Origin of the sequence: Xanthomonas albilineans, assembly GCF_002939705.1 — a bacterium.
Lineage (GTDB): Bacteria > Pseudomonadota > Gammaproteobacteria > Xanthomonadales > Xanthomonadaceae > Xanthomonas_A > Xanthomonas_A albilineans.
Genome location: NZ_MDCB01000002.1, coordinates 1 through 12901, shown reverse-complemented (window position 1 = coordinate 12901; position 12901 = coordinate 1). Strand labels below are relative to the sequence as shown.

The window sequence follows — 12901 nt, the reverse complement described above, 5'->3', positions numbered from 1 at the left end:
CAGACGGCTCGCCTATTCCCCGTCGTCCTCTTCGAGCGCCAGTGCCTCGCTAGGCAGGCCGGTACATGCACCCCAGTAGTAGCAGCCCAGCGCGATCACCGCCACGCTCAGCGTGTCCCAGGGATGGGCGATCTGCCCAGTGCCACCGAACGTGCCAAGAAACGACACCAACAGCACCAACGCAAAGAACGCGATCAACCACAACACACCACGCACCTGTTGCCACAGACGCATCCGACCAGCAGCGTCGGGCAGCCGATAGAGCACGTACAACACGAACATCGCGATCTGTAGCCCGAGCAGCCACGACAGCGTGCTCCAGGTGGACCAGTACACGATCAAAGCGGCGACGATGAACGACAGCGGGCCGAGCAGCGCCATGCCGCGCAATCGAAACGGACGTGGCATGTCCGGTGCGCTGCGCCGCAACGCGGCCACCGTCACCGGCGCCACCGCATAGCTCAGCACCAGCGCCGCCGACACCACCTGGATGAGGGTTTCCCACGAAGGGAACGGCAAGGTCCAGAACACCGACAGGCCCAGGCTCAGCCACAACGCCGGACGCGGGATGCCGGACGCCGCATCGACCCGGGCCAGCACCGGCAGGAAACCGCCGCTGCGCGCCCAACCATAGACCACACGCGGCGTGGCATTCATGTAGATGTTGCCGGTGCCGCTGGGCGAGATCATCGCATCGCAGATCACCAACGCCGCCAGCCAGCCCATGCCCAGCGCCAGCGCGATATCGTGGTACGGCAGTGAGAACACCTTGTCGATGCCGCCCCACCCCTGCGCCAGGTGCTGCGCCGGCACCCCGCCCAGGAACGCCAACTGCAGCAGCACGTAGATGATGGTGGACAGCGCCACCGACAGGATCAACGCGATCGGGATATTACGCTGCGGATCGCGCACCTCGCTGGCCACCGAGACGATCGGGGTCAAACCGAGGTAGGCGAAGATGATGCCGCCAGCGGAGATCGCCATCTCCACCCCGGCCGCGCCGAACGGGGCGAACCCCTGCACGTGCAGGTTGCGCGCATCGAAGTGCGCCATCAACAGCACGATCACCAGCACCGGCACCAGGAACTTGAACACGCTGACGATATTGTTGGCGGTGGCGAAGGTCTTGACGCTGTAGTAGTTGAGCAAAAAGAACGCGACCAGCAACGCCAGTTGCAACAGCCAGCCCGCGATGCTGGGATGGGTGCTGCCGGCCTGACTGAGCCACGGGAACCACGCCGCCGCATACTGCCGCGCCGCTTCCACTTCGATCGCGATCAGGCTGGAGAACGCGATCAAGGTGATGAAGCCCATCAGCCAGCCGAGCAAGGCGCCGTGCGAATACTCCGGATAACGCACCACGCCACCGGCGCGCGGCAAGGCCGCGCCCAGCTCGCAATAGACCAGGCCCAGCACCAAGACCGCCACGCCGCCAGCGATCCACGACACGATGCCGGCCGGGCCGGCCATCGCCGACACATGACTGGCCGAAAACAACCAGCCGGAGCCGAAGATCGAACCTAGTCCAATGAAGGTCAGATCGGTCAGGCTCAAACGCTTGTGGAATTTACCTTGTGTGGCCATGGTGTCCCTCGCTGAATCTCGGTTGCATTGGCGAATCACCGAGGCATCGCCTTTGCACACGACAGCGCACGGCGGCGACGCCCCATTCGCCATGGCGACGCGCGCGTCACTGTGTCGGCGCAGCGTCCACCGCGTCGGCCCACGGCGATTTGCCACCTTCGGCGATGAAACGCGCGATGCGCTGCTCCAGGACCGGCAACGGCACCGAGCCGGTTTCCAGCACCGCATCGTGGAAAGCGCGGATGTCGAATTTCTCGCCGAGCGCCCGCTCGGCCTTGCGCCGCAGTTCCAGGATCTTCAATTCGCCCAAATAGTAGGACAACGCCTGACCGGGCCAGCCGATATAGCGATCCACCTCGGTGGTGATCTCGTGTTCGCTGAGCGCGGTGTTGTCGCGCAAATAGGCAATCGCCTGCGCGCGGGTCCAGCCCTTGTGGTGAATGCCGGTATCGATGACCAGCCGGCACGCACGCCACATCTGATAGGTCAGATAACCGAAGCGGTCATAGGGCGTGTCGTACATCCCCATCTCCTGCCCCAGATATTCCGAGTACACCGCCCAACCTTCTCCATAGGCGGAGATAAAACTGTAACGACGGAAGTCCGGCAATCCGCGTTGCTCGGCGGCCAGCGGCATCTGCAGCGCATGTCCGGGCGAGGATTCGTGCAGGGTCAGCGCAGTGAGGTTGTACAGCGGTCGCGACGGCAGATCGTAGGTATTGACCAGATAAATCCCCGGACCACCACGACCACCAGTGTAGAACGGCGCCAGTTCCGGCGGCACCGGCTCGATCGCGAAGCGCTGGCGCGGCAATCGACCGATGTAGTCGCCAACCTTGGCATCCACGCGCTTGGCAATCCATGCCGCATCCTTGAGCAACTCCTCCGGCGTCTTGGCATAGAACTTGGGATCGGTGCGCAGATAGTGCAGAAACGCGGGGAACGTTGCCTGCCCGGCCGGAGCGACGAAGCCACTGGCGGCGATGGTCTGGTCCATCTGTGCGCGCAGCTTGGCGACCTCCTTCAGTCCGATGGCATGAATCTGCTCCGGCGCCAGGTCCAGCGTGGTGAATTCGCGGATCTGCGCGCGGTAGTACGCCGCACCATCCGGCAACGCCTCGGCGGCCAGTGTGGTGCGCGCCTTGGGCTGGTACTCCTCGCGCATGAAACGCAGCAGCCCGGCATACGCCGGCACCACGCTGTGGGCGATGGCATCCAATGCCTTTTGACGCAATTGCGCCTGCACCTGCGCCGGAATGCTGGCCGGCATCTGCTTGAACGGGGCATAGAACGGATTGGCCTCGCCTGCGGCCTGCGCCACGTCGGCGATGGACTGGTCGCGGCCGGTCAGGGTCACCTGTGGCTGACTGAAGCCACGCGCCAGACCGGCGCGCATGTTGACGATCTGGTCATCGAAATAGCGCGGAATGTCGGCCAGGATCTTCAAGTAGCGCTGGTAATCTTCACGGGTATGCATGGTGGAGCGCGCACTGAAGCCAAGATCGCTCCAAAACGAGGTATCGCTATTGAACGGCATCTCCCAGACATGGAAGCGCTGCTGGTCGAGCAGAACCACGATCTGCTCGCGATACACCTGGTAATCGACCTGTTCCTGCGCCGACAGGTCAGCCGGCTTGATCGCGTCCAATTCGTGCAACACCTGCTGCCAATAGGCAGTGCGCTGGTTCTGCGTCGCCAGGTCCACCTTCGGCAAATGGTCGGCGGGCGCGGCCTTACCGTTTTCGTCGTCGGCACCGGCAGATTGCGCCTGCCGCCACGCCCACTCGCGCTGATACAGCGCCTTGAAGCGCGCACTGGCCTCACTGACATTATGAGCCGGCGTCGCCACCGTCGGCGCTGCCGCCACGGCCATGCCGCTGTGGCAGACAACAGGGCAGACCAACGCCAACGACAATGCTGCGCGAAATGGGGGACTCAGACGCATTACGATTTCTCCGATGGAGCAGACAGATCGGCCGCGCCAGCGACCGCCAGGAAGGATAAACGTTCGGCAAAAGCAACCACCACCGGCATGTGTCGCATGAGCCCGCGCCGGCACATGGCGCGCATCGACACCCGCATCAGGCGAACGGGCGGTCGATCGCCAGCGACGGCGACGTGAACCACTGCGCGCCCGTGTCGGTCACGTAGAAGTGATCCTCCAGGCGCACACCGAATTCGCCCGGCACCACGATCATCGGCTCGTTGCTGCAACACATCCCCGGCGCCAATTCCAGCGCATTGCCGCGTACCAGATACGGCGCCTCGTGGATGCTCATGCCACAACCATGACCGGTGCGATGCGGCAGCCCCGGCAGACGGTAATCCGGACCGAGGCCGGCATGCTCCAGTACCTCGCGCGCGGCGGCGTCCACCGCGGCACAGGCCACGCCGGGACGCACGGCAGCGAACGCCGCCGCCTGTGCGGCATGCTCCAGTTGCCAGATATGCCGCTGTTTTTCGCTGGGTTCGCCAAAGATGTAGGTGCGGGTGATATCGGAGTGGTAGCCCTGCACGGTGCAGCCGGTGTCGATCAACACCAACTCGCCGGGACGCAACGCCTGCACGCCCGGGATGCCATGCGGATACGCGGTGGCGTGACCGAACTGCACAATGCAGAACGTGGATCCGTTGTCGGCGCCGAGCGCGCGATGCGCCTGGTCGATGAAACGGGTCAGTTCCGCCGTGGTGATGCCTTCGCGGATCAACCCTGCTGCCAGACGCTGCACGTGCAAGGTCATGTCGCACGCCTGTTGCATCAGCGCCAACTCCGCCGCCGACTTGCGCATGCGACAGCCGTCCACGATCGGCGCCGCGTCGCGGATCGCGACCGTGCCCAGCACCGCCGACAAGCCGGTATGCACGGCGAAGGCCACGCCCGGGTCCAACGCCAGGGTCTGCGCATTGCATTGCGCCAGAGCCTCGGCGACCCGTGCGTGCGGATCCTCGTGTTCCTCCCACAAACATTTGCGCACCGGCAGGCACAGCACCGCATCCAGCGAACCTTCCTCGAACGCCGGACAGATCAACAACGGATCGCCCGTGGCGGTGAGCAGCATCGCCACCAACCGCTCACTCGCGCCCCACGGCACACCGGTGAAATAGCGTAACGACGCACCAGCGCCGATCAATAACGCATCCACACCGTGGGTGCGCATCAATGCGCGCGCATCGGCCAGACGCTGCCGGTACTCCTGCACCTGGATCGGCGGCGCACGGCGCGGCCACGGCGCCAGCTGCGCGTGCGCCGCCTCCAGGCTTAATCCACCGATTTGCACCGGGTCGCTCATGCACTACGCTCCACGTCGGACACACTCCAGTAGCCGTCGATCAAGCGCTGCACGCCACCGGGATTACGGTCGCGCAGGACGACCGGCAGCATGTCGTCGGGCACACCGTCGTAGCTATGCAAGGCGGCGAAGCGGCGAATCGCCGCCGGCATGCCGACCGCAGTGAAACCCGGGTGGCCAGTGCTCGGATACGGGCCACCATGATTCATCGCCGGACTCACCGCCACGCCAGTGGGCATCTTGTTGCAGATCAAACGCCCGACACGCGGACGCAACGCGGTGATCAGCGCGGCGCAAGCCAGGTCGTCGCTACCGTCGGCGGCGCGGTACACCGTGCCGGTGAGATTGCCTTCGAAGCTGCGCGCCAACGTGGTCAGCTGCGCCAGCCGACTGCTGCGCACGATCAGACTGACCGGCCCGAACGCCTCGGTCTGCAGGGCCTCGGGCTGCTGCAGAAACACCTCGGCCGACACCTGCAGCAAGGTAGGTGCATACCGGTAGCCAGGTGTCGCCGGCGCCTCGCCGCCGGCCAACAGTGCGGCACCGGCGTCGCGCAGCGTGGCCACGCTGCGCTGCAAGTGCTCCAACACCCCACGCGAGAACAGCAGCGCTGGCGCAGCGGCGGCGAAGTGTGCGCTGGCCGCGGCAACAAAGGCATCGCCAGCATCGCCTTCCGGCACCACCACAATGCCCGGATTGGTACAGAACTGGCCGCTGCCCATGGTGCATGAGGCAAAGAACTCCTGCGCCAACGCCGCGCCACGCTCGGCCAACGCACCAGGCAACAGGAACACTGGATTGACACTGGACAGTTCGACATAGGCCGGCACTCCGGCACGATCGGCAGCGGCCTTCAGCGCCAAGCCACCGGCGCGGCTGCCGGTGAAGCCGATCGCACCCAGCCGCGCATCCCCTGCCAATTCCAGGCCCAAGGTCGTGTCGAAGTGGTACAGCAACTGCACCGACGCCGTCGGCAGGTCGTGATCCAGCAACGCCTGGTGCGCAAGCTGCGCCAGACGCTGGCTGGTGGACGGATGCGAGGGATGTGCTTTGGCGATGACCGGATTGCCTGCGGCGATGGCCGAAGCGAAATCGCTGCCGGCCACCGCGTTGAACGCGAACGGGAAGTTGTTCGGGCCGAACACCAGCACCGGCTTGTGCAACGGCCCCAGTTGCGCACGCAAGCCGGCAGCGGTATCGATCACCGGCTGTGTCCAACTATGGCTGCGGACCGCCTGCGCAGCTTGGCGCAACTGGCCGCTGGCGCGCGGCAACTCCACCTTGGCCAGGCGCGGCTCGACCGGCAAGCCGGTCTCGGCATGCGCCAACGCGACCAAGCACTCGCCATCGGCATCGATCGCGGCGGCATAGGCATCCAGGAACGCGGCAATGCGATCCGGCTCAGCCGCGGCCAGCGCGTCGGCAACCAATGTCGCCGCGCTCAAGGCCGCTTCCAGGTCGGCGGCGCCGCTGACGGGAAACTCCGGACCGAACGCCGTGCCATCGCGCGGATCCTCGGCGCGGAAACGACCACGCTCTTCCAGCGAAGGCTGCCAGCGGCCAGCGAGCAACAGCGGTTGCATGCTCATCTTCAGTGTCCTGGGTGGGTGGCGATGGCGTGATCGATCACCTTCAGCGCCGCTTCGCGCTCGACGCCTTCCAGGATCAGGCGCGGCGCACGCACGCGTTCGCTGCCGAGACCGACCTTCTGTTGCACCAGCTTGATCAACTGCACGAACTTGGGCACGGTATCCAGGCGCAGCAGCGGCAGGAACCAATCGTACAGCGCCTTGGCCGCCGGATAGCCACCGTCGCGGGCCAGTTCGAACAGCTTCACCGACTCCTTCGGATAGGCGTTGACCAGACCGGCGATCCAACCCTTGGCGCCCATGCTCAGGCCCTCGACGATGGCATCGTCCATCCCCACCAGCAGGACCAGACGGTCGCCGAGCAATTCGCCCAACGCGGCGAAACGACGCACATCGCCGGAGGACTCCTTCACCGCTTCCAGGTGCGGGAACTCGGCGGCCAGCTCGGCGATCTGCGCCGCACTGAAATCGGTCTTGTAGGCCACCGGATTGTTGTACAGGATCACCGGCAGATCGGTCGCGGCGATCACCGCACGCACATGCGCGCCCATTTCACGCCAGTCGGTGGAGTACACGTACGGCGGCAGCACCATGGCACCACCGCAGCCGAGCTGCTTGGCCGCCTGAACCAGACGCACGGCTTCATCGGTGGACAGCGCGGCGATGCCCGGCACCACCGGAATGCGACCCGCCACCGCCTGCACCAGGGTCTTCAGGATCGCCAGCTTGTCGTCGAAGCTCAGCGTAGCCGCTTCGCCGAGCGACCCCAACGGCACAATCGCGGTGCAACCGGCGTCGATCATCATCTGCGCATGTTTGGTCAGGAACGCATGGTCGATGCTGCCGTCGGCGTTGAACGGGGTGGTGATGGCCGGCAACACGCCGTGCCAGAAGGAAGCCTTGCTCATGGAATTACACCTTGTGGAGAATTGCGAAAGGATGCCGCGTGCGAGCACGCGACGGAAACGGGGTCGGACACTGGCACAGGATGAGCCAGCGCGTCCAATCGCACCGGAAACAGTGGCGGCCGACGGCCGTCATCGGAAAAATCGTCGCTGCGGGGCGTCAACCCCAGCTCGGTCAGCGCACTGCCGCAGATACGTCCCTGACAGACGCCCATGCCGCAACGCGAGACCAGCTTGGCGTCGCGCAGATCGGCATGGCCGCATAGCGCCGACAGCGGCACGTCCTCGCAACGGCACACCAGGGTATCCGGCGCGGCCAAAGCGTGGATGCGCGGATCCAACGCGAACTGTCGCTGCAACAACGCGGCGAACGCGCGCGCGCGCATCCGACGCGGCTGCAACGCCTGCGCCGCGGCCGGCTGACCCGCTGCCATGTGCCCGGCGATCGCACCTTCCACACGTGCGCAGTCGCGCCCGCCGATGCCCAGTGCTTCGCCTGCGGCGAAGACGCCATCGACCGTGGTGCGAAGTTGCGCATCCACCGCCACACACGGATGCGCGCCGCTGCGCGCCAGACGGCAGCCGAGCAGTTGCGCCAATTCGACGTTCGGCACCAGACCATAGCCCACAGCCAGATGATCGCAATCGACCTGGCGGCGACCACGCGGGCCTTCAATCTCCACCGACTGCACGCGGCCCTGGCCATGCGCAGCCACCACCACGCTACCTGCGTGGTAACCGACCCCGGCCAACTGCGCGCGCAGCGCCAGCGCCTGCAATGCCTTGTCCGGCCAGCGCAGCGGCAATTGCACGGCAAAGCCGGCCAGCGCGCGCAGCGGCGCCTGCTCGACGATGCCCTGCAACTGCGCGCCATGGCGGCGCAGCGTCGCCGCCGAGGCCAGCAACAGCGGCCCGCTACCGGCCACCACGACGCGACGCCCCGCCATCGGCCAGCCCTGCTTGGCCAGTGCCTGCGCGCCGCCCGCGCCGGTGACTCCGGGCAAGGTCCAACCGGGGAACGGCAGCAACAATTCGCGTGCGCCGGTGGCCAGCACCAGCGTGTCGTACCCCAACCAGCGCGCCCCCTCCGGACCGTCGAGCAGCACCTGCCGGCCCTGGGTCATCACCAACTGCGTCTGCGGCAGGAACGCGACCGCACTGGCCGCCAACTGCGCCAACGTGCGCGCGGCCAGACGCGGCGGCGCGTGGGTGACGTCGTGGCGCCAGATTTGTCCACCGGCCCGCGCCTGCAGATCGACCAACGCTACGCGTGACCCATGGCTGGCCGCTGCCAGCGCCGCCGCCAAGCCGGCCGGACCAGCGCCAACAACCAACACATCGTAGCGCGCGTGCAACTCAGCCATCTGTCCACACCTGCATACCATCGCGCGCCGGAGTGATGCAGGCGCGCACTTGACTGACGCAGTCGATACGCACCCGGCATTCGCCGCATATTCCCATTCCGCACAGCGGTGCGCGCGGCTGGCCGCTGCGCGAACGACGGAAATGCGTGGTCACCTGCGCCACCGCAGCGGCCACGCTGCTACCATCGGCAACGTTCACCGGCTGACCATCGACCTGTAGGCGCAGCATCGACGCGCTCATGCCAGCGCCCGCGCCGGCGCGAACGGCGTCGGGTCCAGGGCCGGACGCCGCTGCTGCAACAGGTCCAGTAACAGCCGGGCACTGCCCAGCGCGGTGGTCACACCCAGGCCCTCATGTCCCGCCGCGACCCACACGTCGCGACGTTGCGGCACGGCGCCCAAGTACGGACGGCCATCCGGCGTGGCCGGACGCAATCCGGTCCACACGCGGATCGCCTGCAATTGCCGCAACCCCGGCAAGAACCCGAACGCACGCTCCAACATGCGCTGCAACATCGGCATCGACACGGTGCGGTCGCGCGCATCGAATTCGCGCGAGGAACCGATCAACAATTGCCCGGTCGGGCGCGGCTGCACGTTAAACGCCACGCTGCTGCCGTCGCTGCCGTGGGCGCTATCGGCATAGCCCAATTCCAGTAACTGGTGCGCAACGAAACCCGGATAGCGGTCGGTGATGACCAATTGCCCCTTGCGCGCGCGCATCGGCAACTCCGGCAACAGATCCGGCAGTGCACAGCCGGTGGCGACCAAGACCGGGCCGTGCAGCGCGGTGCCGTCGTCCAGGCGCAACCCGACATCGACCAATGCCAGCGCGCGACGTCCGGCATAGAGCCGCGCACCTGCGCCGCAGGCACGATCCACCAGATAACGCGCCATGCGCGGCGGATACACCACGGCTTCGGCAGCCACGCGCATGCCGCCCGCCAGGCCCGGCACCAGCGCCGGCTCCAATTGGTACAACTGCTGCGCATCGACCGCCTCGGCGTGTACGCCGGCTGCGGCCAGACGCTGGATCTTGGCCGGAATCGCATCGAGTTCGCGCGCCTCGCGCGCCACCCACAGCGTGCCGCAACGGCTGAATTCGGCCTCCGGCAACGGCGCGAACTCCTCCCATAACCGCAACGAATACGCCGACAGCGCCAACTCCGCCGGATCCTCGTCCATCGCCACCAGATGACCCATCGCCGCAGCGGTGGAACCGCCACCGATGCTGCCCGACTCGACGATCGCCACACGCAATCCAGCGGCCGCCGCCGCGTCGGCGCAGGCCGCACCAACAATACCGGCACCAACGACGATCAGGTCGAAACCGCTCATCCGGCGTCGATACCCCAAGCGAATGGGTCCTGCGGATCGATCAACAGCTGCGCCCGCGAGGTGATGTAAGCCTGTCCGGTGATGCGTGGCAGCACGCCGCGCTCGCCAGCCGTGTAACTGCCTTCGAACACGCTGCCCAGAATGCCCTGCTGGCGCCAAACCTGGCCCGGTGCCAACTTGCCGTCCGCCGCCAGGCACGCCAGCTTGGCGCTGGTGCCGGTGCCGCACGGCGAGCGGTCATAGGCCAGGCCGGGGCACAACACGAAATTGCGCGCATCGGCGCTGGTATCCGGCGCTGGCCCGTTGATTTCGATGTGGTCGATCTCGCCCTGCTCGGCGCCACGGATGCCCGACGCGTCCAGCGCCAACCGGATCGCTTCGGTGTAAGCGGTCAGCGCACGCTGGTTGCGCAGTTCCAGCGCACACGGCGTCTGCCCGGTGATGAAGAACCAATTGCCGCCCCAGGCGACATCGCCGCGCACGGCACCATACCCCGGCACCTGCACCTGGATGCCAGCGGCATATCGGTAGCTCTCCACGTTGTCCACCGAAACCCGACCATCGTCGTGCAAGGCCACGCCTACCGTCCCCACCGGGGTTTCGATGCGATGCGCGCCCGGCGCCAACCGGCCCAGGTCGACCAAGGTACGGACCAAGCCGATGGTGCCGTGGCCGCACATGCCGAGATAGCCAACGTTGTTGAAGAAGATCACCGCCGCGCAGGCGGCGGGATCCAGCGGCGGCAGCAGCAGCGCGCCGACCATCGTGTCCGAACCACGCGGCTCGCAGGCAATGGCACTGCGCCAGCGGTCGAAACGGTCGCGGAACACGCCACGCCGCTGCGCCAACGTGCCAGTGCCTAGATCGGGAAAGCCGGCGACGACGACACGGGTCGGTTCGCCGCCACTGTGCGAGTCGATGACATCGAGCGTATGCATGCATTCATGCTCACATTCGGGGCCAGAATCGGCTAGCAGCGTTTGCCTATGGTCAATGCGGAAATTCGCACAACACAAACGCGCTCGTCATCCCAATTTAGGCTAGCATCGTGACCCAGAGGCCATGCTGCGGCATGTCCGCGCAATCGCTCACAACCGCTGGTGATGCCCCATGGAGACTTCGATTTCAGCATTGGAAATGCAGACACTGTTCGACGCGTTGCCGGACGTGGTGTTCTTCGTCAAGGACCGCAACGGCCGCTACACCCACGTCAACCTGACCCTGGTGCGGCGACTGGGTAAGAAGTCCCGCAGCGACCTGATCGGCAAATCCGCCGCGGAACTGTTCCCACTGCCGCTGGGCGGCAGTTACCTGATGCAGGACCGACGCGTACTGTGCGGGGAGATGATCGAGAATCAGTTGGAAGTGCATCTGTTCCCAAACCGCACCCCTGGCTGGTGCCTGACATTCAAACGCCCGCTGTGCGAGAACGAAGACGTGGTCGGCGTGGTCGGTATCTCTCGCGACCTGGGCCAACCGGACAGCCGGCACTCTGCCTACGAACGCATCAGCCGCGCGATGGAACACATGCAGGCGCACTACGGCGACAACCTGCGCGTACAGACCCTCGCCGACAGGGCAGAACTGTCGGTGGCGCAACTGGAGCGGCACTTCCGTCGCGTATTCCAACTGACCCCGCAACAACTGCTGACCAAGATGCGCATCGAAGCGGCGATGCGTCTGTTGCACGGCGACAGCAGCATCGCCAGCATCGGCCAGTTGTGCGGCTTCGCCGATCAGAGCGCCTTCGCCCGCCAGTTCAAGGCCACCGTCGGCATGACCCCACGCGACTACCGCGCGATGAAAGGCAAACTGTAGGGGCATTGACGCATCGGAGTGGCACGGTCGCGGTCACCCTCCATCGCCATCACGCCACGCGTTGTAATCCAATCGTGGTCAGACTGCAGCAACCCGCAACAAATCGGCATAGATCCGTGGCAACTGTCGCATGTGTTCCATCACCGCCGCGACACCGAGCTGACGCAGTGTCGCCGCATGACCGGCGGGAATGTGCCCAGCGCCGGTGAAGCCAATCACCGTCATCCCGGCCGCCAGCGCGGCCGTGGCGCCGGTGACGCTATCCTCGATCACCAGACAACGCGCCGGAGCCACGCCCAAGGTGTGTGCGGCCAGCAGGTATAGGTCCGGCGCAGGCTTGGGCAGCGCCACCATGTCGGCACTGAAAAGATGGCCGCCCACCCGCTCGCTCAGCCCGGCGCGCGCCACCGACGCGACCACACTCGCGCGCTGGCTGTTGGAAGCCACCGCCAACGGCAGCGGGAATGCCGACAAGGCCGCGCGCACGCCCTCGATGGGCTGCACCTGTGCGGCGATCAGCGCTTCGGAACGCTGACGAATCTCGATATATAGCCCCGCCGGCAGGTCGAGCGCGAAATGCTGCTGTACGCGCTGCACGATTTGCTGCGTCGTCTGGCCGAAGCTGCCGTCGAGAAAGCGCTCCAACTCGGCGCGAGGGACATACGTGCTCAGCGTGTCGAACATCACCCGGTCAGCCAGCACCTCGCTGTCGACGAGTACGCCATCGCAGTCGCTGATCAACAAATCAAACGGGGTTGCGTCCGTCATCAGCGGACTCCTTCGTAAAACCCCAATTATGCCGTGTAGCGTGTGTACGCCGGCATGCCCGAGAACCAAGGCTGCGCTGGGGAGGTGCTTCGATTACCACCTACAGCTTCATGACCAGCCCCTGCCCTTGCATCTGCGCCGCGCGCTGGGCCTGCATCGCCTGCTCGGCGAGGTTCTGCTGATCCACCGTCTGCAATTGCTGGCTGGCCTGGGCCACGTCCGGCGCTTGCGTCAGTTGCAGCGCA

At 66.0% G+C, this 12901-nt stretch carries 11 protein-coding genes; 1 reads left to right on the top strand and 10 read right to left on the bottom strand.

Going from position 1 to position 12901, the window contains the following annotated elements:
- Nucleotides 1-12: 12 nt before the first annotated feature.
- The 9 genes from XalbCFBP2523_RS01655 to XalbCFBP2523_RS01615 all read right to left on the bottom strand — a co-directional run bounded on the left by XalbCFBP2523_RS01655 (nt 13) and on the right by XalbCFBP2523_RS01615 (nt 11008).
- Nucleotides 13-1584, bottom strand: a complete 1572-nt coding sequence (locus XalbCFBP2523_RS01655) for an APC family permease (RefSeq protein ID WP_012916444.1) — start codon at nt 1582-1584, stop codon at nt 13-15.
- Between the two features lie 106 nt (nt 1585-1690).
- Nucleotides 1691-3529 carry a DUF885 domain-containing protein gene (locus tag XalbCFBP2523_RS01650; RefSeq protein ID WP_045758195.1) on the bottom strand — a complete coding sequence of 613 codons (1839 nt, stop codon included), beginning with the start codon at nt 3527-3529 and terminating at the stop codon, nt 1691-1693.
- A 136-nt stretch (nt 3530-3665) separates the two neighbouring features.
- Nucleotides 3666-4874: a M24 family metallopeptidase gene (locus XalbCFBP2523_RS01645; protein ID WP_045765940.1), complete on the bottom strand. Its 1209-nt coding sequence runs from the start codon at nt 4872-4874 to the stop codon at nt 3666-3668.
- Nucleotides 4871-6463, bottom strand: a complete 1593-nt coding sequence (locus XalbCFBP2523_RS01640; RefSeq protein WP_045765941.1) for an aldehyde dehydrogenase family protein — start codon at nt 6461-6463, stop codon at nt 4871-4873. Before XalbCFBP2523_RS01640 ends, XalbCFBP2523_RS01645 begins: the two co-directional genes overlap by 4 nt.
- A gap of 2 nt (nt 6464-6465) precedes the next feature.
- The gene (locus XalbCFBP2523_RS01635) at nt 6466-7371 is read right to left on the bottom strand and encodes a dihydrodipicolinate synthase family protein (protein ID WP_012916448.1); all 906 of its coding nucleotides are present in this window, start codon (nt 7369-7371) and stop codon (nt 6466-6468) included.
- Nucleotides 7368-8732 carry an NAD(P)/FAD-dependent oxidoreductase gene (locus XalbCFBP2523_RS01630; protein ID WP_045765942.1) on the bottom strand — a complete coding sequence of 455 codons (1365 nt, stop codon included), beginning with the start codon at nt 8730-8732 and terminating at the stop codon, nt 7368-7370. Before XalbCFBP2523_RS01630 ends, XalbCFBP2523_RS01635 begins: the two co-directional genes overlap by 4 nt.
- Nucleotides 8725-8973, bottom strand: a complete 249-nt coding sequence (locus XalbCFBP2523_RS01625) for a (2Fe-2S)-binding protein (protein ID WP_045765943.1) — start codon at nt 8971-8973, stop codon at nt 8725-8727. Before XalbCFBP2523_RS01625 ends, XalbCFBP2523_RS01630 begins: the two co-directional genes overlap by 8 nt.
- Nucleotides 8970-10070, bottom strand: coding sequence for an NAD(P)/FAD-dependent oxidoreductase (locus tag XalbCFBP2523_RS01620; RefSeq protein ID WP_045765944.1), 1101 nt, complete (start codon nt 10068-10070; stop codon nt 8970-8972). Before XalbCFBP2523_RS01620 ends, XalbCFBP2523_RS01625 begins: the two co-directional genes overlap by 4 nt.
- Nucleotides 10067-11008 carry a 4-hydroxyproline epimerase gene (locus XalbCFBP2523_RS01615; RefSeq protein ID WP_012916452.1) on the bottom strand — a complete coding sequence of 314 codons (942 nt, stop codon included), beginning with the start codon at nt 11006-11008 and terminating at the stop codon, nt 10067-10069. The genes XalbCFBP2523_RS01620 and XalbCFBP2523_RS01615 overlap by 4 nt, the downstream gene beginning before the upstream one ends.
- A 172-nt stretch (nt 11009-11180) precedes the next feature.
- Here XalbCFBP2523_RS01615 and XalbCFBP2523_RS01610 point away from each other — a divergent pair, with 172 nt between their 5' ends.
- Nucleotides 11181-11888 carry an AraC family transcriptional regulator gene (locus XalbCFBP2523_RS01610; RefSeq protein WP_012916453.1) on the top strand — a complete coding sequence of 236 codons (708 nt, stop codon included), beginning with the start codon at nt 11181-11183 and terminating at the stop codon, nt 11886-11888.
- Between the two features lie 78 nt (nt 11889-11966).
- Here the strand turns inward: XalbCFBP2523_RS01610 and XalbCFBP2523_RS01605 are convergent, their stop codons facing one another.
- Nucleotides 11967-12656: an HAD family hydrolase gene (locus XalbCFBP2523_RS01605; protein ID WP_012916454.1), complete on the bottom strand. Its 690-nt coding sequence runs from the start codon at nt 12654-12656 to the stop codon at nt 11967-11969.
- Nucleotides 12657-12901 lie beyond the last annotated feature (245 nt).